Here is a 21,300-nt window from a genome sequence, read left to right on the forward strand (position 1 = left end):
AAGGGAAGGCGGAGCATCGTTTGCCGGGCCGCCGCCGGGATATTCAGGACGCCGGGTCGAAAATCCACCGGGCCGCGCCCCGCGGTTCGAACAGGATCCGGGACTTCCCGTCGAAGTCGACGGATTCCGGGAGTTCGCCCGGGGCCGTTTCGGCCACGGACAACCGGATTTCCGCAATCCGGTCGGTGGTGCCTTCGCCGGCATTCAGGACCAGCTCGAAGTCCTCGCCGGAGAGCCGGATCGCGCCGTCCGCGGCGGCGGTCCGTTCGAAGCCCAGCGCGCCCAGCACCGCGGCCAGCCGCTCGGCCCGCTCGGGGCCGGTCTCCAGGGTCACGCCGGTCAGGTCGCGCAGCAGCCGGCCGTCCTCGGCGGTGCCGAGCGAGGCGTCCAGGTAGTCGGCGCGGCGCATGGCGCCGTCGGGCCGGGGCACCGCCCCGAGGCTCTCGAAGTACTCGGGGGTGACCTCGTTGAGGAACAGCAGGATCCGGCTGCCCTCGCCCAGGTCGGCGTTGATCAGGTGGTACCAAGGCTGCTGCTCGCCGCTGCCGGGGTCGGCCCGGGTGACCAGTTGGTGCTGGTGGCGCAGGCCGGCCTCGTCCAGCAGCCGGTGCGCGACCGGCGAGGAGCCGGGCTCCTCGAAGGAGAAGACCAGACCGCCGGTGAGCGGCGAGGCGCTGGGCATCGGGCTGCCGAAGAGTTCGACCAGGGTGTTGCGGCCGGCCACGCCGAGCGTGGAGTAGGAGCCGGCGACCGAGCTGTCGGCCACCTTGCGCTTGACCCGGCCGAACCGGCCCTCGACGAAGCTGTTCGAATCGACGGCCGTCAGCACGTCCTCGCCGACCAGGACCATCACGTGGTCGATGCGCGGCACCGGGCGCTCGGCGCCGGAGGCGGATCCGCCTGTCATCGGTCTCCCCGATCTCGTTCCCGCCCTCGGCTTCCGTGTCCGGTCACCCACGGGCGGACCAGGCCATCTGGCCGCTCGAGTCTTGCATCGGGCTCCGTTCGAACACACCGGGGGAAAACCCTGGGGACCCCTGGGACGACCCTGGGTTCCACCCTGCCTCGGGAGGACCGGGCTTGACACCGCGTCGAATCCCGGGCGAGCATCCTTCCGGTCCGTTCGATTTGCGATTCGGGGGAACCGTGCAGATCAATCTCCTCGGTGCCGTGTCCGTCACCACCGGCGGCATTGAACGAACAATTCCCGCGAACCGGGTCCGCACACTCCTGGCCGTCCTGGCCCTGAATATCGGCCGGGTGGTCCCGCAGCAGGAACTGGCCGAGGAACTCTGGTCCGGCCGGCCCCCGGCCGGTGTCCCGAACGCGCTCCAGGCCGCCGCCACCCGGCTGCGCCGGGTGCTGGAGGGCCCGGCCCGCGAGCGCACCGGCGGGACGGCGCTGCGCTCCGTCCCGCACGGCTACCTGCTCGACCTGGACCGCGACTGCGTGGACGCCAACCGCTTCCTCGCGCTCACCGCGCAGGGCTCGGCGGCGCTCGCCGCGGAGCCCGGCCGGGCCCTCGGGCTGCTCCGCTCCGGCCTCCACCTGTGGCGCGGCCCGGCCCTGGTGGACGTCGGCGACGGCCTGCGCTGCCGCTCGGCGGCGACGCTCTTCGAGGAGCGGCGGCTGACCGCCCAGGAGGACCTGGCCGAGGCGCTGCTCGCGGTCGGCGACGTCCGGCAGGCGGTCGCCGAACTGCGCCGGCTGACCGCGGCCCGGCCCGCCCACGAGCGGTTCTGCGAACTGCTCATGGTGGCGCTGTACCGCTCCGGCCGGCAGAGCGAGGCACTGACCGCCTACCACCGCACCCGGCTGCGGCTGGACGAGGACTTCGGCCTGCGGCCGGGCGACGCCATGCAGCGCCGCTACGCCGAGATCCTCTCCCAGGACCCGGCGCTGCTCGGCCCGGCCGGCTTCCGCGTCCCGGTGGCCGCGGCGGGCTGACCCGCTCCACCGGCCCGACCGGCCGGCGCCGGCCCGACCGGCTCCACCGACCTGACCCGCTCCACCGATCCGACCAGCCGCACCGGACCGACCTGCTCCACCGGCCACCGGTGCCCGCCGGCGCCCGCGCGGTGCCCCGAACCGCCCGGTGCCGCCGCGACTTCCGCGTCTTCCGCGACTTCCGCCAAAGGAGCGTACTGCCATGACCTCGAACCGCCCCCGCCCGCCCGGCGGCCCCCGGTGACCCCGGCGACACCGGCGGCCGTGCTCTGCGGGATCGGCAGCTGCCTGCCCGCGCGCCGGGTCGGCAACGACGAGCTCGCCGGGGTGCTGGACACCTCCGACGAGTGGATCCGCTCGCGCACCGGCATCGGCGGCCGCCACTGGGCCGACCCGGACACCGCGACCTCCGACCTGGCGGTCGGCGCGGGCCGGCGGGCGCTGGCCAGCTGCGCCCCCGAGGACCGGCCGGGGGTGGACGCGGTGGTGGTCGCCACCACCACCCCGGACCGCAGCTGCCCGGCCACCGCCCCGCTGGTGGCGGCCCGGCTGGGCCTGGGCCCGGTCGCCGCGTACGACGTGGCGGCGGTCTGCACCGGCTTCGTGTACGCGCTGGCCTCGGCGAGCGGCCTGATCGCCGCGGGCATCGCCGAGCGGGTCCTGGTGATCGGCGCGGACACCTTCTCCAGCATCCTCGACCCGGCCGACCGGACCACCTCGGTGATCTTCGGCGACGGCGCGGGCGCGGTGGTGCTGCGGGCCGGCCACCCGGACGAGCCGGGCGCGCTGGGCGCGTTCGACCTGGGCAGCGACGGGGACGGGTACGACCTGATCACCGTCCGCGGCGGCGGCTCCGAGCAGCACCTGTCCACGGCCGCCCCGGAGCCGGGGCGGGCGTACTTCACGATGGACGGCAAGGCGGTCTTCCGGCACGCGGTGGAGCGGATGTCGCGCTCCTCGCGCACCGTGCTGGACCGGGCCGGCTGGGAGCTGTCCGGCCTGGACTGGATGGTCGGCCACCAGGCCAACCGGCGCATCCTGGACCGGCTCGCCGACGACCTCGGGGTGCCGCGCGAGCGCTCGGTCGGCAACATCGCCGAGGTCGGCAACACCTCGGCGGCCTCGATCCCGCTCGCCCTGGACGACGCCCGCGGCGCCGGCCTGCTCAAGCCCGGCGACCGCGTCCTGCTGACCGCCTTCGGCGGCGGCCTCACCTGGGGCTCCGCCACCCTCACCTGGCCCGGACCGGACCGCTTCGTGTCCTGACGTCCCGTCAGTTCCCGTTCTCCACCCGCACGTTCCGCATCCCGCGACGACGAAGGAGCCACCATGGCCACGATGTACGACACCCTCGCCGACCTGATGGTCGACCAGTTCCAGGTGGAGCGCTCGGAGATCCGGCCCGACGTCACCTTCGAGGACCTGGAGATGGACTCGCTGTTCCTGGTCGAGCTGCTGCTGGTGGTGCAGAAGGAGGTCGGGGTGCAGATCTCCGACGACGTCGCCACCCCCCGGGACACCATCGGCCGGGCCGCCGAGGCGATCGAGGAGCAGGTCGCCGCCGCGAAGGCGTCATGACCGGCACCCCGGTCGCGGTCACCGGTCTCGGCCTGGTCACTCCGGCCGGGATCGGTGCCGCGGCGAGCTGGCAGGGCGTGCTGGCGGGGGTCTCCGCCGCCCGGCGCGACCCCGCGCTGGCCGGGCTGCCCGTGGACATCTCGTGCGCCGTGCCGGGCTTCGAACCGGCCAAGCACGTGGGGCGGCGCAGCTCGCTGATGCACGACCGGTTCACCCAGCTCGCCGTCACGGCCGCCCGCGAGGCGGTCCTGGACAGCGGGCTGGACACCGGGAGCTGGGACGCCGCCCGGGTCGGCGTGGTGATCGGCTGCGGGCTCGGCGGCGTCTCCACCTGGGAGAAGCAGCACCGCCGGATGCTCGAGGACGGGCCGACCACGGTCTCCGCGCTGCTGATCCCGATGCTGGTGCCGAACATGGTGGCCGGCCACCTGGCGATGGAGTTCGGCGCGACCGGCCCCAACCTGGTGACCGCGACCGCCTGCGCCTCCGGCTCGACCGCCGTCGGCATCGCCATGGGCCTGCTGCGCGACGGCAGTTGCGACGTGGTGATCGCCGGCGGCAGCGAGGCCGGGATCTCCCCGCTGATCGTCACCGGCTTCGCCCAGATGGGCGCGCTGTCCCGCCGCACCGACGACCCGGCGGCCGCCTCGCGTCCGTTCAGCCAGGACCGGGACGGCTTCGTGATCGGCGAGGGCAGCGGCATCCTGGTGCTGGAGCGGGAGGCGGACGCCCGCGCCCGCGGCGCCCGGGTCCGGGCCCGGCTGCTGGGCTTCGGCGGCTCGGCGGACGCCCACCACATGACCGCCCCCGACCCGGAGGGCGTCGGCCAGGGCCGGGCGCTGACCTCGGCGCTCGCCGACGCGGGCGCCGCGCCGGACGAGGTCGACCACGTCAACGCGCACGGCACCTCGACGCCGCTGAACGACGTCGCCGAGGCCCGGCTGCTGGAGCGGGTGATCGGCACCGGCGCGTCCGTCACCTCGGTCAAGGGCGTGCTGGGCCACTCGCTGGGCGCGGCCGGCGCGGTGGAGGCCGCGCTGACGGTGCTCACCGTGGAGCACGCGACGGTGCCGCCGACGGCGAACCTGGAGCAGCCCGACCCGGAGATCAAGCTGGACCTGGTGGCCGGGGCGCCGCGTCCGCAGCAGGTCGGCCTGGCGGTGAGCAACTCCTTCGGGTTCGGCGGCCAGAACGCGGTCCTGGTGGTCGGCCGGGCCTGACCGCCCCTCCGACCGGGCCCGACCGACCGCCCTGCCGACCGGGCCCGACCGCCCCTCACACACAACGGAAATGGGACCGTGAGCGAGACCTTGGTCAACGACAGGACCGACAACAGGTACGACGTCATCGTGGTCGGCGCCGGCTCGGCCGGCTGCGCGGTCGCCGCCCGCTGCGCCGAGGCGGGCGCCCGGGTCCTGCTGCTGGAGGCGGGCGGCGCCGACACCAACCCGGCGATCCACGACCCGCGGCGCTTCGGCGAGCTGTGGTTCGGCCCGGAGGACTGGGCGTACCGCACCGCCGCCCAGCCGGGGGCGGCCGACCGGCAGCTGCACTGGCCGCGCGGCCGGGTGCTGGGCGGGTCGAGCTCGCTCAACGCCATGATCTGGGCCCGCGGCGCGGCGCTCGACTACGACCACTGGGCGTACCTCGGCAACGCCGGCTGGTCCTGGGCGGACGTGCTGCCGGTGTTCCGCCGGATCGAGGACTACGACACCGGCGGGGACGGGCTGCGCGGCGCGGGCGGCCCGGTGCCGGTGCTCACCGACTACCGGCCCGACCCGGTGCACCTGGCCTTCCTGGAGGCCGCCGGGAGCATCGGCGTCGAGCGGCAGGAGAACTACAACGACGGCCGCCCGCACGGCATTTCGCAGATCCAGTTCACCATCGCGCAGGGCCGCCGGTTCAGCGCCGCCGCCGCGTACCTGCGCCGCCCGGGGGTGCCCGGGCCCGAGGTGCTGACGGGGGCGCGGGCCCGGCGGCTGCTGCTCCGGGACGGGCGCTGCACCGGCGTGGAGTGGGTGCGCGAGGGCCGGTTGGAGTCGGCCACCGCGGACGCCGAGGTGGTGGTCAGCGCGGGCGCGATCGAGTCGCCCCGGCTGCTGATGCTCTCCGGCATCGGCGACCCGGCCGAGCTGAAGGCGGTCGGGGTGGAGGTGGCGGCGGCCCTGCCCGGGGTCGGCCGGAACCTGCACGACCACCTGCTGGTGCCGGTGCTGTTCTCCACCGAGCGCGACCCGGGCCGCCCCTCCGAGGGGCTGGGCCCGGCCCAGACGCACCTGTTCTGGCACAGCGGCCCGGGCCTGCCCGGCCCCGACCTCCAGCCGCTGCACTTCCCCGTCCCGATGTACCTGCCCGGCATGTCCGGCCCGCCGACCGGCTTCACCCTCCAGGCGGGCCTGGTCCGGCCGGCCGGGCGCGGCTCGATCCGACTGACCGGCGCCGAGCCGGAGGACGAACTGCTCATCGACCCGGGCGTGTTGAGCACCGCGGCGGACGTGGACCGGCTGGTCGCCGCGGTCGAGCTCTGCCGCGAGCTGGGCAACGCGGAACCGCTGCGCACCGAGTGGGGGGCGCGCGAGCTGTACCCCGGCCCGGCGGGCTCCGGCGCGGAGCTGCGCGAGCACGTCCGGCGCACCGTCGGCACCTACCACCACCAGGTCGGCACCTGCCGGATGGGCGTGGACGCGGACGCGGTGGTCGACCCGCGGCTGCGGGTGCACGGGGTGGCGGGCCTCCGGGTCGCCGACGCCTCGGTCTTCCCGACGGTGACCACCGGCAACACGCACGCCCCGGCGCTGCTGGTGGGCGAGCGGGCGGCCGAGTTCATCGCGGCCGAGCACGGCACCGGGTGGGTGGGCGCGGCGAACTGACGGACCGTCGGAAAAGTGGGGGGCGGACCGGCGGCTGCCGGTCCGCCCCCGTCGTCGGTGGCGCGTCAGTGCGGGCGGGCCCCGATCAGCTCCGGGGCGTTGCGCTCGACCAGCTCCTCCAGCAGCGCGGTCTCCGGGTTGTACGGGGTGATCACCACCAGCCGGTGCACGCCGAGTTCGGCGTAGGCGCGGACGGTGTCCGGGTCGAGCGGCCGGGAGGGGGCGACGGTGATCCGCAGCGGCGGGCCCTGGCGGCCGACCTCGGCGGCGGCCCCGGCCAGCGAGCGCAGCTGCTCGGCGGTGGCGGCCGGGCTCAGCCGGAAGCCGAACCACTCGTCGCCGTACCGGGCGGCCCGCCGGTGCGCGGCCCGGCTGTGGCCGCCGACCAGCAGCGGCACCGGGCGCTGCCGGGGGCGGGGGTGCGCGTCGACGCCCGCGAAGTCGACGAACTTGCCGTGCTGGGACGGGTGTTCGTCCTCCCAGAGCGAGCGGACGGCCCGCAGGTACTCGTCCATCTGGGCGCCGCGTTCGCGCACCGGGACGCCGAGGGCGCGCAGTTCGGGCTCCAGGTAGCCGACGGCGGTGCCGAACAGCAGGCGGCCGTCGCTGACCACGTCGAGCGAGGCGAGCTGCTTGGCCAGCACCAGCGGGTTGCGCTGCGGCAGCACGATGCAGCCGGTGCCGAGCCGGATCCGCTCGGTGCGGGCGGCGAGGTGGGTGAGCGCCACCAGGGGTTCGAGCAGCGGCTGGTCGGGCTCCAGCGGCGACTCGGGGGTGCGCGGGGCCGGCAGCACGACGTGGTCGGCGGCCCACAGCGACTCGTAGCCGAGCCGCTCGGCGCGGCGGGCGAGGCGGGTGGCCGTGGCCGGGTCGGCGAACGGGCCCAGGTTGGCGCCGAACAGCCCGACGACGGGCAGGGCGGGTGCGGAGTCGATCACGGGGTGGGTGTTCCCTCGACCTGGGCCAGGAACACCTCCACCGCGGCCCGGAAAGCGGCCGGCTCTTCCAGGTGCGGCAGGTGGCCGGAGGCGCCGAACTCCAGCCGCCAGGCGCGCGGCAGGCCCCGGTAGAGCGCGTCGGCGGCCTCCGGGACGACCTGGTCGTACCGGCCGGAGACCACCAGCGCGGGCAGGTCGACCGCGGCCAGCCGGTCGGTGAAGTCCCAGTCCCGCAGGCTGCCGGTCATGCTGAACTCGCTCTCCCCCATCATCGTCCGGTACACCGTGGGGTCCTCGGCCATCGCGGCCATGGTGCGGCGCAGCGCCTCGGGCGCGGGCCCGGCCCGGTAGACGTGCCGCCGGTAGAACGCGGTCATCGCCTCCCCGTACGCGGCCGGGTCGACCGGCTCGCCCGCCTCGTGCCGCGCCAGCACCTCGCGCTGCTCGGCGGGCAGCCGGGCCAGCAGCCCGGCGACGCCGCGGACGTAGGCGGGCGAGGAGGCGAAGGTGTCGGCCAGGACCAGCGCGCGCAGGCCGGCGGGCCGGGTCAGCGCGGTCTCCAGGGCGAGCATGCCGCCCCAGGAGTGGCCGAGCAGGTGGAAGCCGCCGGACAGGCCCAACGCGTCGGCCAGGGCGTGCAGTTCCTCGACGAACAGCTCGGGGGTCCAGAACCCGGCGGGCGCCTCGGGGCGGTGCCCGGAGCGGCCGACGCCGTACTGGTCGTAGAGCACGCAGGGCCGGCCGGCGGCGGCGAGCGCCTCGGCGAGCGGCACCAGGTAGTCGTGGGTCATGCCGGGGCCGCCGTGGCAGAGCACCAGCGGCGCCCGGCCGCCGCCGTCGCCGTCACCGGGGAGGTCGCCGGGGTGGCCCCCGACCACCCGGTACCAGGTGCGGCCCCGGCGCCACTCCAGCAGGCTCCCGGCCCCGTCCCGCCGCGTCGACTCCGCCATGTCGGCCCCCCGTTCGATGGTCCGGACATCATCGCGACCGACCCTGACCGGAGGCTGACCGCGTCCTGACCCCCGGGGTGGCGGGGGTGCGGTCAGCCTGCGGTCAGCCCCCGGTCAGACGCTGCTGGCACGATGTCGGCCGGTCGTCTGACGTGCGGCGGCCGGTTGTCCGCCGCCCGTGCGAGCAGTCCGGAGGAGCCCGTGAACGAGGTCCGTCCCCCCCAGCCCGAGGAGATCGGTGCCGCGGTCCGCCAGGTGCTCGGCGACTCGCTCGGCTACCTGTACCCGGCCGCGCTGCGGGTCGCGGTCCGGCTGGGCCTGCCCGACCTGCTGCTGTCCGGCCCGCAGAGCGCCGAGCAGCTGGCCAAGACGGTCGGCGCGGACGCCCCGTCGCTGTACCGGGTGCTGCGCTTCCTGGCCACCCGCGGCCTGTTCCGCGAGGACGAGGCGGGCGCCTTTCACCTGACCCCGGCCGCGCACGTGCTGCGCTCCGACGTCCCGTACTCGGTGCGCAGCACCGCGCTGCTGCTGACCGACCGGATGTACTGGGAGTCCACCGGCCGCCTGGAGCAGACCGTCCGGGACGGCCGCACCGCCTTCGACGGGATCTTCGGCGCCCCGCTCTTCGACCACCTGGCCGCCGTCCCCGAGGACGCCGAGACCTTCAACCGGGGCATCGCCGACCTGTCGGTGATCGAGCAGGGCGGCATCGCCGACAGCTACGAGTTCCCGGCCGAGGGCACCGTGGTGGACGTCGGCGGCGGCCCCGGCGGCTTCCTGCGCACCGTGCTGAGCCGCAATCCGGGCCTGCGCGGCGTGCTGTACGAGCAGGCGTCGGTGCTGGCCGGGCACGAGCTGGACGACCCGGCGATCGCGGGCCGCTGGGAGACCGCCGAGGGCGACTTCTTCAGCACCGCCCCGGGCGGCGGCGACCTGTACGTGCTCAAGCGGGTGCTGCACGACTGGGACGACGAGCACTGCCTGCGCATCCTGCGCGCGGTGCGGGCGGCGATGCCGGAGCACGCCCGGCTGCTGATCGTCGACGCGGTGGTCCCGGCCGGCAACGACCCGCACCCCGGCAAGCTCTACGACATCGCCATGATGACCATCTTCGACGGCAAGGAGCGCACCGAGCCGGAGTTCGACGCCCTGCTGGCGGCCACCGGCCTGCGCCGGACCCGGACCGTCCCGACGCCGGGCACGGTGTCGGTCGTCGAGGCCGTCCGGGCCTGACCCGGGGCGCCTTCCCCGCCGCCGTCGCTCCGCCACCGCCGTTCCGCCGCCGTTCCGCCGCCGCCGTTCCGCCGCCGTCCAGGGAGACGCGATGCCCACTCAGCAGGACCCGGGGACCCCGGAGAGCGCCGGTCCGCCGCGCGGCCGGACCGAACCGGTCTTCGTGCACTTCGACGACCTCGACGCGATGGGGTTCGTCCACAACTCCCGCTACCCGGTGCTGCTGGAGCACGCGCTGACGGTGTTCTGGGCCCGCGAGGGCTTCACCTTCACCGACGGCCGCTACAGCCGGCCGGACGTGTTCCTCGCGGTCGCCGAGTTCGCGATCTCCTACCGCAGCCCGATCCGCGGCATCGGCGAGGTCGGCGTGCACTTCTGGATCTCCCGGCTCACCGACAGCACCGCCGAGTACGGCTTCCGGGTGCTGTCCGCCGACGGCGGCACGGTGCACGCCGAGGGCCGCCGGGTGCACGTGCGGATCGACCGCGAGACCCTCCGACCGACCTCCTGGACACCGGAGTTCCACACCGTGGCGAAGACACTGCTGTGACCGGACACCGTACCGACGTCCCCGCCGACGACGTCCCCGCCGCCGCTCCCGCCGCAGCCGACGCCGGGTCCGCCGCGGTGGGCTCCGCTCCCGCCGCAGCGGGCTCCGCGCCGTCGCCGGAGCGGGTGGGCCGCGGCTTCGTCGCGGGCATCGCGCTCGCCTCGCTGGGCCTGTGGGCCGCCCTGTACACGCCCGTCCAGGTGCTGCTGGCCCGGCAGCTGGAGGTGTTCTCCCCCGGCCACAAGGAAGCCTCGCTGGCCCTGGTGACCGGGGTCGGCGCCCTGGTCGCCCTGGTCGCCAACCCGCTGGTGGGCGCGCTGTCCGACCGGACCACCTCGCGGTTCGGTCGGCGCGGGCCGTGGCTGGCGGGCGGCAGCCTGCTGGGCGCGGCGGGCCTCGGGCTGCTCGCCGGGCAGCACACGGTGGCCGGGCTGATGGCGGGCTGGGTGATGGTCCAGCTGGGCCTGAGCGCGGCGCAGGCCGCGCTGGTCGCGGTGGTGCCGGCCCGGGTGCCGGTCTCCCAGCGGGCCGTGGTGAGCGCCTGGGTGGGGGCGACCCAGCCGCTGGCGGTGCTGGTCGGCACCGCCGCGGTGACCGGCCTGGCGGACGACGCGGCCGGTTACCTGGTGCTGCTCGTCCTGCTGCTGGCGGCCCAGCTGCCCTTCCTGCGCTCCCTGCGCGAGGCACCGGCCAAGGCAGCGGCGGAGCGGAGCCCGGCGGCGGGCGGCCGGATCGGGCCGCGCGCCCTGCTGCGCTCCTTCCTGATCAGCCCGCGCCGCCACCCGGACTTCGCGCTGGCCTGGCTGACCCGGTTGCTGATCCAGCTCGGCAACGCCACCGGCACCCTCTACCTGCTGTACTTCCTGCGCGACCGGATCCACTACGAGACGCTCTTCCCGGGCCGCAGGGCCGAGCAGGGCCTGCTGGTGCTGGTCGGCCTGTACTCGGTGGGCATCGTGCTGGCGGCCTTCGCGGGCGGCGTGGTCTCGGACCGGATCGGCCGCCGCAAGGCCCCGGTGACGGCGGCCGGCCTGGTCATCGCGGTGGGCGCCGGACTGCTGGCGGCGGTGCCGACCTGGCCGGTGGCGATCGTCGCGGCGGCGCTGTTCGGGCTCGGCTACGGCGTGTACGTCTCGGTCGACCAGGCGCTGATCACCGAGGTCCTGCCGGACCCGGAGACCTACGGCAAGGACCTGGGCGTGATCAACGTGGCGGCGGCGCTCCCCCACGTGCTCGGCCCGGCGATCGCCGCCCTGCTGGTCACCCACCTGGGCGGCTACCCGGCCCTGTTCGGCACCACGGCGGTGCTCAGCGCCCTCGGCGCGGTCCTGGTCCAGCGCATCCGCGGCGTCCGCTGAACCGGCCGTCCGCCGGGACGGTGCCCGTGGAGAGGCCGCCCGTGGAGAGGGCGCCCGCCGAACTGCGGACGGGCGGGCCCGGGCGGGCGTCCGGGGGCGGGGTCAGGTGCAGTCGGGGCAGAGGCCGCGGTAGGTGACCTCGGCGGTGGCGACGGTGAAACCGAAGCGTTCGGCGGTGGGGAGGGCGGCGAGCGGGTCGCCGGTGGGGTGGACGTCGCGGACGGTGCCGCAGCCGGAGCAGACCAGGTGCTGGTGGGGCTGGTGGGCGTTGGGGTCGTAGCGCTTGGCGCGGCCGTCGGTGGCGACCTCGAGGACCTCACCGAGGGTGACCAGTTCGCCGAGCGTGTTGTAGACGGTGGCCCGGGAGATCTCGGGGAGGCGGTCGGCGGCGCGGGCGTGCACCTCGTCCGCGGTGAGGTGGACGTGGTCGCCGTCGAGCACCTCGGCGACCACCCGGCGCTGGGAGGTCAGCCGCCAGCCGCGGGCCCGCAGTCGTTCCAGCAGGTCACTCATCTCGTTCACCCAATCAGCTCAACATTCGCCCGAACTGTACAGCGGGTGTCGCCGGACACCCGATTCGAGCGGGACCACCACCCGATTGACCATGTTCTTGACTTAGACTTCGTCTATCTTAGGATCTGTTCCGGCGAACAGCCAAGGTGCCCGTCGCAGAACGTGATCCGCCCGACCCGGAGGGACATCCCCATGCCCGAGAACGACGACGCCATCGTCACCGACCCCAAGTCCGAGGGTGCGGGCGGCTGCCCGGTCGCGCACGGCCGGGCCGCCCATCCGACCCAGGGCGGCGGCAACCAGCAGTGGTGGCCGCGCCGGCTGAACCTGAAGATCCTGGCGAAGAACCCGGCGGTGGCGAACCCGCTGGGCGCGGACTTCGACTACCCGGCGGCCTTCGCCTCGCTCGACCTGCCGGCCGTCAAGCGCGACATCGAGACGGTGCTGACCACCTCGCAGGACTGGTGGCCGGCCGACTTCGGCCACTACGGCCCGCTGATCATCCGGATGGCCTGGCACAGCGCCGGCACCTACCGGATCACCGACGGCCGCGGCGGCGCGGGCGCCGGCCAGCAGCGCTTCGCCCCGCTCAACTCCTGGCCGGACAACGCCAACCTGGACAAGGCCCGCCGCCTGCTCTGGCCGGTGAAGCAGAAGTACGGCCAGGCGCTGTCCTGGGCCGACCTGCTGATCCTGTCGGGCAACGTGGCGCTGGAGTCGATGGGCTTCGAGACCTTCGGCTTCGGCGGCGGCCGGGCGGACGTCTGGGAGGCCGACGAGGACGTGTACTGGGGCCCGGAGACCACCTGGCTGGGTGACGAGCGCTACACCGGGGACCGCCACCTGGAGGAGCCGCTGGGCGCCGTCCAGATGGGCCTGATCTACGTCAACCCGGAGGGCCCCAACGGCAACCCGGACCCGGTCGCGGCGGCCCGCGACATCCGCGAGACCTTCCGCCGGATGGCGATGAACGACGAGGAGACCGTCGCGCTGATCGCCGGCGGCCACACCTTCGGCAAGACCCACGGCGCGGGCCCGGCGGACAACGTCGGCGACGACCCCGAGGGCGCGGCGCTGGAGGAGCAGGGCCTGGGCTGGAAGAGCAGCTACGGCTCCGGCAAGGGCGCCGACGCGATCACCTCCGGCCTGGAGGTGACCTGGACCAACACCCCCACCGCCTGGGACAACTCCTTCTTCGAGATCCTGTTCGGCCACGAGTGGGAGCTGACCAAGTCCCCGGCCGGCGCGCACCAGTGGAAGCCGAAGGACGGCGCCGGCGCGGGCACCGTGCCGGACGCCTTCGACCCGGCGAAGAAGCACGCCCCGCAGATGCTCACCACCGACCTGGCGCTGCGCTTCGACCCGGTGTACGAGCAGATCTCCCGCCGCTTCCTGAACGACCCGGCGGCGTTCGCGGACGCCTTCGCCCGGGCCTGGTACAAGCTGACCCACCGCGACCTGGGCCCGGTCGTCCGCTACCTCGGCCCGGAGGTCCCGTCCGAGGAGCTGCTCTGGCAGGACCCGCTGCCGGCCGCCCAGGGCGAGCCGATCGACGCGGCGGACGTGGCGGCGCTCAAGGCGAAGCTGCTGGACTCCGGCCTGACCACCGCCCAGCTGGTGTCCACCGCGTGGGCCTCGGCGGCGTCCTTCCGCGGCAGCGACAAGCGCGGCGGCGCGAACGGCGCCCGGGTCCGGCTGGAGCCGCAGCGCGGCTGGGAGGTCAACGACCCGGAGCAGCTGGCGCAGGTGCTGCGGGTGCTGGAGGGCGTGCAGCAGGAGTTCAACGCGCGGGGCGGCAAGCAGGTCTCGCTGGCCGACCTGATCGTGCTGGGCGGCACCGCGGCGGTCGAGCGGGCCGCGAAGGAGGGCGGCGTCGAGGTCGAGGTGGGCTTCCGCCCGGGCCGGGTGGACGCCACCCAGGAGAAGACCGACGTCGAGTCGTTCGCCGCGCTGGAGCCGCAGGCCGACGGGTTCCGCAACTACCAGGGCAAGGGCACCCGGCTGCCGGCCGAGTACCTGCTGGTGGACCGCGCCAACCTGCTGAACCTGTCCGCCCCCGAGCTGACCGTCCTGGTCGGCGGCCTGCGGGTGCTGGGCGCCAACACCGGCGGCTCGCAGCACGGCGTGCTCACCGAGCGCCCGGGCACGCTGTCCAACGACTTCTTCGTCAACCTGCTGGACCTGGGCACCGTCTGGGCCCCGGTCGCCTCCGACAACACGGTGTACGAGGGCCGGGACGCCTCCGGCGCGGTGAAGTGGACCGGCACCCGGGCCGACCTGGTGTTCGGCTCCAACTCGGAGCTGCGGGCGCTGGCCGAGGTGTACGCCTCGGACGACGCCGAGGAGAAGTTCGTCAAGGACTTCGCCGCCGCCTGGACGAAGGTCATGGAGCTGGACCGCTTCGACCTGGCGTGAGGGTGAGCTGACGGAGGGCCCGGACCGCACCGGCGGTCCGGGCCCTCCGCCGTGCCGTCAGCGGCGCAGCTCCAGGGTGCAGCACTTGACCGCGCCGCCGGCCCGGAGCAGTTCGGTCAGGTCGACGCCGATCGGGGTGAAGCCGCGTTCGCGCAGCCGCTCGGCCAGGCCGACGGCGGCCTCCGGGAGGACGACGTGCGCGCCGTCGGAGACCGCGTTCAGGCCGAACACCCGGGCGTCGTCGGCGTCGGCCAGCAGCGCGTCGGGGTAGAGGCGCTCCAGGACCGCCCGGGAGGCGGCGTCGAAGGCTGGCGGGTGGTACATGATCTCGGTGTCGCTGAGCACCGCGAGCGCGGTGTCCAGGTGGTAGTAGCGGGGGTCGACCAGCCGCAGGGTGACCACCTCGCGGCCGAGGAACTCGCGGGCCTCGGCGTGCGCGGCGGTCTCGGTGCGGAAGCCGGTGCCGGCCAGGATGCGCTCGCCGGCCACCAGCAGGTCGCCCTCGCCCTCGTTGGTCCGCTCGGCGTCCTTGACCCGCCAGCCGCGCTCGCGGAACCAGTCGGCGTACGCGGGGCCCTCGGCGGCCCGTTCGGGGTGGCGGAAGCGGGCGCCGAGCACCCGGCCGTCGAGCGTGGTGGCGCCGTTGGCGGCGAACACCATGTCGGGCAGGCCGGGCAGCGGCTCGATCAGCTCCACGGTGTGGCCCAGGCGCCGGAACAGCGCGTGCAGCTGGTCCCACTGGGCCAGCGCGGTGCCGGTGTCGGTGGGCTTGGCCGGGTCCATCCACGGGTTGATGGAGTAGTCGACGGTGAAGTGCGCGGGCCGGCACATCAGGTAGTGGCGCGGGGTCGCGGTTCGCGGCGACACGGTGGTGTCTCCTTCCGGGGCGGGACGGAACGGCCGACGGTCGGTCGGGGGCGTTCCGTGCGCGGGCACGTGCGGTTCCGCACGTGCGGTTTCACGCGTGCGGTTTCAACTGCCGATGGACTGCGGGAAGGCGAACAGCCGGTCCGGGTCGTGGCGCTGCTTGGTGGCCACCAGCCGGGGGTAGTTGGCACCGTAGTAGGCGTCGCGCCAGCCCCGCAGGTCCGGATCGGTGAAGTTCAGGTAGGCGCCGCCGGTCGCGTGCGCGGCGATCAGGCGGTCGAGTCCGGCCAGCCAGTCCAGGTGCGGGGCCGGGTCCTCGCCCGGCAGCCAGGAGGTGTCCAGGCTGACCAGGTACTGCGCGTCGCGGTGGACGAAGGCGGTGGCCGCCGGGTCGACCCGGTTGATCGCCCCGCCCCAGCCGAACAGCGCGAACCCGCAGCCGTCGGCGTTGCCGCCGGGCGGCGCGGCGGCCAGGTGCGCCAGTGCGGCGGCCAGCGCGGCGGGCGGCAGCGGGCGGGCCGCGAAGTGGGTGCGGACGGCGAACGCGCCGCCGCTGGTCTCGTGCCGCAGGTAGTCCATCGCGTCCCAGAAGGCCCGGTCGGCGATCTCCGCGCGCAGCGGCGGCCCGGCGGCGAACGCCGGGGCGAGCAGCTCGCGCAGCTCGGCGGCCGGGCCCAGGTGCAGGCCGACGGTGGAGACCAGGGTCCGGCCGCCGGAGGTGGCGACGCCCAGCCGCAGCGAGGTCTCCTCGGGCGCGGTGAGCATCAGTTCCTGGACGGCGTGCAGCACGTGCTCGGCGTGCTCGGCCTCCCAGAGCAGCAGGCAGGTGGACGCGGCGGGTGCCTCGACGGCCTGGAAGGTCAGGTCGAGGTTGATCCCGAAGTTGCCGCCGCCACCGCCCCGGCAGGCCCAGTACAGGTCCTCGTTGCGGTCCGCGTCGCAGGTCAGGACGGTGCCGTCGGCGGTGGCCAGGGTGGTGGCGCGCAGCGTGTCGGCGGTCAGTCCGAACCGGCGGGAGGTGGCGGCGGAGCCGCCGCCGAGCGCCAGCCCGGCGATCCCCACCCCGGCGCCGTTGCCGAGCGGCAGCGCGAGGCCGTGCGGGCGCAGCGCGGCGTACAGCGCGCCGGTCAGCACGCCGCCGCCGACGGTGACCCGCCCGGTCGCCGGGTCGACGGTGATCGCGTCCAGGGCCCGCAGGTCCACCACCAGGCCGGAGTTGACGGAGTTCCCGGCGTACGAGTGCCCGCCGCCGCGCGGCACGATCGGCACCGCGTGGTCGCGGGCCCAGTCGATGGCCCGCAGCACGTCCGGCGGGCCGGCGGCCCGCAGCACGGCGGTGGGCGCGCGGTCGGCCCAGCGTTCGTTGAAGGCCGCGGAGGACTCGTGGAAGGCGCCGTCCCCGGGGCGCAGCAGCGGGCCGGTGGTGTGCTTGTCGAGCAGCGCCCAGTCGGCGGTCACGGGGCGATCTCCTCGATGGTGGAGGTGCCGGTGCCGGGGGTGGGGCCGTAGCGCTCCCAGGTCTCGTGCAGGCGGATGCGGCCGTCGGGGGTGAGGGTGGGGGTGTTGTGGGTGCGTCCGCAGACGATCTGGCCGTCGGTGAGGACGAAGGTGTAGCCCATGGCGAGGGTGCCGTCGGGCTGGCGGGTGCCGGCGGTCCAGCCGCGCTGGATGGTTCCGCCGGTGACCTCGCCCCAGACCAGGTCGCCCTGCTGGTGGTAGACGGCGACGGTGCGGCGGTCGCCGTCGGGGGCGTGGAAGCGGCGGCCGTCGTAGTCGAGCGGGGCGGGGTGGCGGGGGTTCACGCCTGCCACCAGATGGCGTAGTAGGCGAAGTCGCTGTCGTGCGGGTTGGCGACGGCGTGGTCGGTGTCGGCGGGGAGCAGGACGAGGTCGCCGGCGGCGATGGGGTGGCTGCCGTCGGCGGTGCGGACCTCGCCGCGGCCGCTCATGCAGATGAAGAGTTCGCGTTCGGTGTGCTGGTGGGTGTCGGTGAGGTCGCCGGGGCGCAGCACGCACCAGGCGCCGTGGAAGGGGGTGGTCAACTCGCCCCAGGGGTGCAGGAGTTTCAGGTCGAGTCCGTGGGCGCGTTCGAGCTGCCGGGGTTCCTGGCGGCGGATCACCAGGCCGGGCGGCGGGCCGTTCTCGGGCATGGCGGGGCTCCGTTCGGCGGAGGCGGTGGCAAAGGGGCGGAGGTGGGGGGAGCGCGGGTCAGCGGGCCGCGGCGGCGTGGCCGAGGCCGGCGTCGCGGGCGAGGACCAGGGCCTGGGCGCGGTCGGCGACGCCGAGCTTGCCGAGGATGCCGGAGATCCGGTTGCTGACCGTCTTGGAGGCGAGGGCGAGTTCCCGGGCGATGAAGGTGTTGGAGCGCCCGGCGGCGAGGTGTTCGAGGACCTCGCGTTCGCGGTCGCTGAGCTGCGGGAACGGGTAGCTGCGCGGGCGCGGGCCGACGCCGATCAGGGTGCCGAGCCGGGCCGCGATGGCGCGGTCGAGGATGGCCTCGCCCGCGCCGACGGCGTGGATGCCGCGGACGATCTGGTCGGCGGTGGCGCGTTTGACCAGGTAGCCGCGGGCGCCGGCGTGGAAGGCGGCGGCGACGGCCTTGTCGTCGTCGAGGGGGCTGAACACCAGGACGCCGGTCTCGGGGGTGAGCCGCAGCACCTGGCTGATCATCCGCATGCCGGTGCCTTCGTCCATCTGCGGGTCGAGGACCAGCACGTCGGGCCGGTGCCGGGAGGTCGCGGCGAGCACTTCGCCGGTGGTGCCGGCCTCGCCGACCACCGCCGCGCCGCCGCCGGACTCCACCATGGAGCGGACGCCCTGGCGGACGGCGGGCTGGGCGTCCGCGAGCAGCACGGTCAGCGGTGCGGTGGTCCCGTGCTGGTTCATCGTCCCCTCGCGGCGTGTGGTGGTGCGGCGGGTGGTGCGCGGCGTGGCAGCGGCGGTGCGGCAGTGCGGCAGTGCGGCGGTCCTGCGGCGGCGGTAGGGCAGCGGTACGGCAGCGGATGATCACGGGTAGTGATGATTCCGTTATCTCATCATGATCCGATCAAACCGGCACCTCAAGTGCGCAATGTCATACAGGAGTTGGCAGATGTGACGATTGGGCGGCGGCTTCCCGGGCCTTGCGCATGATCTCCTCGCGGCCGCGCCAGTGCGACCAGAAGGCGCCGGTGTAGCCGAGCCCGCCCAGGCTGGTGAGGAAGGGGTTGTCGGCGTAGTTGTTGTCGTGCTCGCTCATCCCCTCGACGGTGGGCAGCATCACCCGGTGGTGGTCGGCCGGGTCGATCAGCGCCCACAGGTCGGTGACCGCGCCGTGCCAGCGCTCGGCCGGGTCCGCGGCCCGGGCCGGGTCGGGCAGCAGGTCCGGCGAGAAGTAGCAGACCAGCCGGAAGTTGCCGTGCTCGTCGAACATGAACTGCCGCTCGTACTCGGCCGGGGAGGCGCACATCCGCAGCGGCTTGAGCACGATCGGGCCGTCCGCGGTGTTGGACTGCAGGCCGGGGACGGTGCGCACGCCCGCGCACCGCTCGGCGATGTCGATGCCCATCGGGGTGTACGGGAACAGCCGCAGGCCGAGCGAGAAGCCGGTGACGGTGGCGTCCAGCGCCATGAAGGCGTCCACGCAGGCGCGGACCGTCTCGGGGGTCTCCCCCGGCATGCCGAACAGCGCCTCGACCATGGTGAGGATGCCGCGCTCGTGGCACAGCCGCACCAGCCGCTCGGTGTCGGCGAAGGTGTAGTAGGTGCCGCCCTTCTCGGTGACCTTCCAGCCGCTGAGCACCTCGGGGCGGATGTGGTCGCTGCCCACGTTGACGCCCCGGCAGCCGGCCGCGGCCAGCAGGTCGGCGAACTCCTCGTCGAACGGGCTGGGCTGGCAGTAGACCCAGAGCCGCAGCTGGTTGAGCGGGTTGTCCGGGTCGGCGTGCCGGCGCCGGACCACCTCCCGCAGCAGGTTCTTGGCGTGCGCGATGGACAGGTTGAACTCGCTGTCGGTGGTGTGCTGGTCCAGGATGCCCTGGGCCGCCAGCGACTCCATCTCGTCGACCACCGAGGCGAGTTCGCGCTGCCCGTAGCGGGTGCCCTTGGCGTCGGGCTCGACGCAGTGCGAGCAGCGGTAGGCGCAGCCGTTCTTGGTCAGGATCGAGCCCAGGCCGCCGCGCCGGTAGTACTCCAGGTTGTCGACCCGGCGCGGCACGCCGGAGCGCCGCCGGTACACCGAGAGCCGGTCGACCTGCCAGACCCGGGGCTCGAACTGCCCGGTGGCCTCGGCGGGTTGGGGCTTGCCGTGGCGGACGGTGAGGACGGCGGGCGGCACCCGGACGGCGCCGCGCGCGGTGTTGCGGATCAGGCCGGGGATGCCGGCGGTGTCGCGGCCCTCGGCGATCGCGGCGGCCAGCTCGCAGAGGATCTTCTCGCCGGGGCCCTTCACGCCGTAGTCGATGCCGAAGTACTCGACCAGCGCGAACGGCATGGTGGAGAAGCCGATCCCGCCGCCGACCACGGGCGCGTCGGTGTGCCGGCGGATCTCGGTGATGATCTCCCGGTGCTCGCCGACGAACGGGCGCTGCTCGAAGGCGTACACGGTGTCGGTGTTGCGGACGGTCACCCCGACCAGCATCGGGGAGCGTTCGGCGAAGTACTCGTGCAGGCAGGCTTTCCAGTCGTCGCGGCGGAAGGTCAGGTCGAGCACCTCCACCTCGAAGCCGTCGTCCTCCAGCGCGGTGGTGAGCACGTCGAGGGCGTACGGCGCGATCGGCGGATGCACCTTGTTCGGGTTGACCAGCAGGACGAGTCTGCTCATCGGGGTTCCCTCCCTTGGGGGTTGGCGGCGGGGGGCGCAACTGCGGCGCGGGCTCGGCTGCGGCGCGGGCTGGTCCGCGGCGGGGGCTCGGTTACGGCGGGGCTCAGACCAGGCCGAGGCTGATGCCGAACTCCGGCTCGGAGCCCAGCAGGTAGGCCCCGGCGGACTGCAGGATGCGGTCCTGGGCGACCAGGTGCTGGACGAGCACGGTGGTGTCGCGCAGCCAGCGGTCCATCGGCGAGGAGCGGTTGATCGACCAGGTCTGCAGCAGGTCGTAGAGCCGGGCGACCACGTCGCGCGAGCTGCGGAAGGCGTGCAGCCAGGACAGCGGGGAGGCGGCCCGCTCGGTCGGGGTGAGGTCGTCCAGGGTGCCGCCGGCCGCCAGCACCGCCCACTGCCGGCGCATCGCGCCGTACACGCCCTCCCGGGTGGCGTTGAACTCGGCCTCCAGCCGGGCGAGTTCGGTCTGCACCCGCCAGCTGTCGGCCCAGCTGCGGCCGGCCATCCGGTCGTAGCGGGTGGTGGCGACCTCGCGGGCGTGGTCGAGGGCGGCGCGGGCCACCCCGAGCGGGACGCCGCACATCGCCCGGGTGAAGGAGTCCGGCTGGGCGAGCGGGCCGGGGCGGCCCTGCGGGGTGGCGAAGGTGTAGGTGTGCTCCTCGGGGACGAACACGTCGTCCATCGTGTAGTCGCAACTGCCGCTGCCGCACAGGCCGGTGGTGTCCCAGTTGTCGACCACCTCGACGGCGGAGCGGGGCACCAGGAACTGCCGGGAGTCGTGCCGGTGCTTGCTGCCGGGCTCGGCCCAGGGCTCGCCGTCCTGGTAGAGGAAGGCGCCGGAGGTCACCCAGTCGGCGTGCTTGACGCCGGAGCCGAACGACCAGCGCCCGCTGAGCCGGAAGCCGCCGGGGACCCGCTCGGCCCGGCCGGCGGGCTGGAGCAGCCCGGCCACCACCAGGTCCAGGCGCGGGAAGACCTCCTTGGCGACGGTCTGGTCCAGGAAGTTGGCGTAGATGCCGGTGTTGGCGCCGATCACCGCGCACCAGGCGGCCGAGGCGTCGCCGTACGCGAGCGCCTCCACCACCTCGGTCTGCTCCATCGAGGTGAGCCCGGGGCCGCCCCACTCGGGGCCGTAGCACATGCCGAACACGCCGGTGGAGCGCAGCAGTTCGACCACCTCGGCGGGCAGGGTGCGGTGGGCCTCGATCTCCGGGGCCCGCTCCCGCAGCACCGGCGCCAGCTCCTTGGCCCGGCGCAGGATCTCCGATGTCATCGCGTCAC

20 protein-coding genes are annotated in these 21,300 nt (G+C 74.6%); 9 read left to right on the top strand and 11 right to left on the bottom strand.

Annotated features, from left to right (window positions below):
• Nucleotides 1-43 precede the first annotated feature (43 nt).
• Nucleotides 44-907, bottom strand: a complete 864-nt coding sequence (locus tag ACIQVD_RS00065; RefSeq protein WP_400689070.1) for a DUF5829 family protein — start codon at nucleotides 905-907, stop codon at nucleotides 44-46.
• 263 nt (nucleotides 908-1,170) lie between these two features.
• Between ACIQVD_RS00065 and ACIQVD_RS00070 the strand changes: the two genes are divergently transcribed.
• From ACIQVD_RS00070 to ACIQVD_RS00090, 5 genes are all read left to right on the top strand, one after another.
• Nucleotides 1,171-1,947 carry a BTAD domain-containing putative transcriptional regulator gene (locus ACIQVD_RS00070; protein ID WP_400689068.1) on the top strand — a complete coding sequence of 259 codons (777 nt, stop codon included), beginning with the start codon at nucleotides 1,171-1,173 and terminating at the stop codon, nucleotides 1,945-1,947.
• A 264-nt stretch (nucleotides 1,948-2,211) separates the two neighbouring features.
• A complete protein-coding gene (locus tag ACIQVD_RS00075) occupies nucleotides 2,212-3,213 on the top strand; it encodes a beta-ketoacyl-ACP synthase III (RefSeq protein WP_400689065.1) in 1,002 nt (333 codons plus the stop codon).
• Nucleotides 3,214-3,276: 63 nt separating this feature from the next.
• Nucleotides 3,277-3,525, top strand: a complete 249-nt coding sequence (locus ACIQVD_RS00080) for an acyl carrier protein (RefSeq protein WP_100835545.1) — start codon at nucleotides 3,277-3,279, stop codon at nucleotides 3,523-3,525.
• Complete coding sequence (locus ACIQVD_RS00085) at nucleotides 3,522-4,745, top strand: beta-ketoacyl-[acyl-carrier-protein] synthase family protein (protein WP_400689061.1); 1,224 nt, start codon at nucleotides 3,522-3,524, stop codon at nucleotides 4,743-4,745. Before ACIQVD_RS00080 ends, ACIQVD_RS00085 begins: the two co-directional genes overlap by 4 nt.
• Nucleotides 4,746-4,823: 78 nt before the next feature.
• The gene (locus ACIQVD_RS00090; protein WP_402284920.1) at nucleotides 4,824-6,395 is read left to right on the top strand and encodes a GMC family oxidoreductase; all 1,572 of its coding nucleotides are present in this window, start codon (nucleotides 4,824-4,826) and stop codon (nucleotides 6,393-6,395) included.
• Nucleotides 6,396-6,460: 65 nt separating this feature from the next.
• On the opposite strand, the gene ACIQVD_RS00095 is transcribed toward ACIQVD_RS00090, so the two are convergent.
• Nucleotides 6,461-7,333 carry an LLM class F420-dependent oxidoreductase gene (locus ACIQVD_RS00095; protein WP_402284922.1) on the bottom strand — a complete coding sequence of 291 codons (873 nt, stop codon included), beginning with the start codon at nucleotides 7,331-7,333 and terminating at the stop codon, nucleotides 6,461-6,463.
• Nucleotides 7,330-8,283: a proline iminopeptidase-family hydrolase gene (locus ACIQVD_RS00100; RefSeq protein WP_402284924.1), complete on the bottom strand. Its 954-nt coding sequence runs from the start codon at nucleotides 8,281-8,283 to the stop codon at nucleotides 7,330-7,332. The genes ACIQVD_RS00095 and ACIQVD_RS00100 overlap by 4 nt, the downstream gene beginning before the upstream one ends.
• 201 nt (nucleotides 8,284-8,484) lie before the next feature.
• Between ACIQVD_RS00100 and ACIQVD_RS00105 the strand changes: the two genes are divergently transcribed.
• The 3 genes from ACIQVD_RS00105 to ACIQVD_RS00115 all read left to right on the top strand — a co-directional run bounded on the left by ACIQVD_RS00105 (nucleotide 8,485) and on the right by ACIQVD_RS00115 (nucleotide 11,424).
• Nucleotides 8,485-9,516, top strand: coding sequence for a methyltransferase (locus tag ACIQVD_RS00105; RefSeq protein ID WP_402284926.1), 1,032 nt, complete (start codon nucleotides 8,485-8,487; stop codon nucleotides 9,514-9,516).
• Nucleotides 9,517-9,607: 91 nt separating this feature from the next.
• A complete protein-coding gene (locus tag ACIQVD_RS00110; protein WP_400689046.1) occupies nucleotides 9,608-10,066 on the top strand; it encodes an acyl-CoA thioesterase in 459 nt (152 codons plus the stop codon).
• Nucleotides 10,063-11,424, top strand: coding sequence for an MFS transporter (locus ACIQVD_RS00115; protein ID WP_400689043.1), 1,362 nt, complete (start codon nucleotides 10,063-10,065; stop codon nucleotides 11,422-11,424). Before ACIQVD_RS00110 ends, ACIQVD_RS00115 begins: the two co-directional genes overlap by 4 nt.
• 102 nt (nucleotides 11,425-11,526) lie before the next feature.
• Here ACIQVD_RS00115 and ACIQVD_RS00120 read toward each other — a convergent pair whose 3' ends face one another.
• Entirely contained in the window at nucleotides 11,527-11,937 is a 411-nt protein-coding gene (locus tag ACIQVD_RS00120) for a Fur family transcriptional regulator (protein ID WP_400689278.1), read from the bottom strand.
• Nucleotides 11,938-12,129: 192 nt separating this feature from the next.
• Here ACIQVD_RS00120 and katG point away from each other — a divergent pair, with 192 nt between their 5' ends.
• Nucleotides 12,130-14,352: a catalase/peroxidase HPI gene (gene katG / locus ACIQVD_RS00125; RefSeq protein ID WP_400689040.1), complete on the top strand. Its 2,223-nt coding sequence runs from the start codon at nucleotides 12,130-12,132 to the stop codon at nucleotides 14,350-14,352.
• 57 nt (nucleotides 14,353-14,409) lie between these two features.
• Here katG and ddaH read toward each other — a convergent pair whose 3' ends face one another.
• The 7 genes from ddaH to ACIQVD_RS00160 all read right to left on the bottom strand — a co-directional run bounded on the left by ddaH (nucleotide 14,410) and on the right by ACIQVD_RS00160 (nucleotide 21,292).
• Nucleotides 14,410-15,219, bottom strand: a complete 810-nt coding sequence (gene ddaH / locus ACIQVD_RS00130) for a dimethylargininase (RefSeq protein ID WP_400689038.1) — start codon at nucleotides 15,217-15,219, stop codon at nucleotides 14,410-14,412.
• A 105-nt stretch (nucleotides 15,220-15,324) separates the two neighbouring features.
• Complete coding sequence (locus tag ACIQVD_RS00135; protein ID WP_402284929.1) at nucleotides 15,325-16,677, bottom strand: FAD-binding oxidoreductase; 1,353 nt, start codon at nucleotides 16,675-16,677, stop codon at nucleotides 15,325-15,327.
• Nucleotides 16,674-17,021 (bottom strand): hypothetical protein, encoded by a 348-nt coding sequence (locus ACIQVD_RS00140; RefSeq protein WP_100835554.1) that lies wholly within the window; start codon nucleotides 17,019-17,021, stop codon nucleotides 16,674-16,676. The genes ACIQVD_RS00135 and ACIQVD_RS00140 overlap by 4 nt, the downstream gene beginning before the upstream one ends.
• Nucleotides 17,018-17,368 (bottom strand): cupin domain-containing protein, encoded by a 351-nt coding sequence (locus tag ACIQVD_RS00145; RefSeq protein ID WP_402284931.1) that lies wholly within the window; start codon nucleotides 17,366-17,368, stop codon nucleotides 17,018-17,020. The genes ACIQVD_RS00140 and ACIQVD_RS00145 overlap by 4 nt, the downstream gene beginning before the upstream one ends.
• Nucleotides 17,369-17,426: 58 nt before the next feature.
• Nucleotides 17,427-18,104 (bottom strand): response regulator transcription factor, encoded by a 678-nt coding sequence (locus ACIQVD_RS00150; RefSeq protein ID WP_111554354.1) that lies wholly within the window; start codon nucleotides 18,102-18,104, stop codon nucleotides 17,427-17,429.
• A gap of 187 nt (nucleotides 18,105-18,291) precedes the next feature.
• Nucleotides 18,292-20,019, bottom strand: coding sequence for a tryptophan 2-C-methyltransferase (tsrT, locus tag ACIQVD_RS00155; RefSeq protein ID WP_400689031.1), 1,728 nt, complete (start codon nucleotides 20,017-20,019; stop codon nucleotides 18,292-18,294).
• Nucleotides 20,020-20,122: 103 nt separating this feature from the next.
• Entirely contained in the window at nucleotides 20,123-21,292 is a 1,170-nt protein-coding gene (locus ACIQVD_RS00160; protein WP_400689028.1) for an acyl-CoA dehydrogenase family protein, read from the bottom strand.
• Nucleotides 21,293-21,300 lie beyond the last annotated feature (8 nt).

This window comes from Kitasatospora sp. NPDC090308, from assembly GCF_044769485.1.
In the GTDB taxonomy this organism is placed as follows: domain Bacteria; phylum Actinomycetota; class Actinomycetes; order Streptomycetales; family Streptomycetaceae; genus Kitasatospora; species Kitasatospora fiedleri.

Coding starts and splice junctions, on each gene's coding strand:
- ACIQVD_RS00065 (WP_400689070.1), bottom strand. CDS start 907: ATGACAGGCGGATCCGCCTCCGGCGCCGAGCGCCCGGTGCCGCGCATC.
- ACIQVD_RS00080 (WP_100835545.1), top strand. CDS start 3,277: ATGGCCACGATGTACGACACCCTCGCCGACCTGATGGTCGACCAGTTC.
- ACIQVD_RS00085 (WP_400689061.1), top strand. CDS start 3,522: ATGACCGGCACCCCGGTCGCGGTCACCGGTCTCGGCCTGGTCACTCCG.
- ACIQVD_RS00100 (WP_402284924.1), bottom strand. CDS start 8,283: ATGGCGGAGTCGACGCGGCGGGACGGGGCCGGGAGCCTGCTGGAGTGG.
- ACIQVD_RS00110 (WP_400689046.1), top strand. CDS start 9,608: ATGCCCACTCAGCAGGACCCGGGGACCCCGGAGAGCGCCGGTCCGCCG.
- ACIQVD_RS00120 (WP_400689278.1), bottom strand. CDS start 11,937: ATGAGTGACCTGCTGGAACGACTGCGGGCCCGCGGCTGGCGGCTGACC.
- katG (WP_400689040.1), top strand. CDS start 12,130: ATGCCCGAGAACGACGACGCCATCGTCACCGACCCCAAGTCCGAGGGT.
- ACIQVD_RS00145 (WP_402284931.1), bottom strand. CDS start 17,368: ATGCCCGAGAACGGCCCGCCGCCCGGCCTGGTGATCCGCCGCCAGGAA.
- ACIQVD_RS00150 (WP_111554354.1), bottom strand. CDS start 18,104: ATGAACCAGCACGGGACCACCGCACCGCTGACCGTGCTGCTCGCGGAC.
- tsrT (WP_400689031.1), bottom strand. CDS start 20,019: ATGAGCAGACTCGTCCTGCTGGTCAACCCGAACAAGGTGCATCCGCCG.
- ACIQVD_RS00160 (WP_400689028.1), bottom strand. CDS start 21,292: ATGACATCGGAGATCCTGCGCCGGGCCAAGGAGCTGGCGCCGGTGCTG.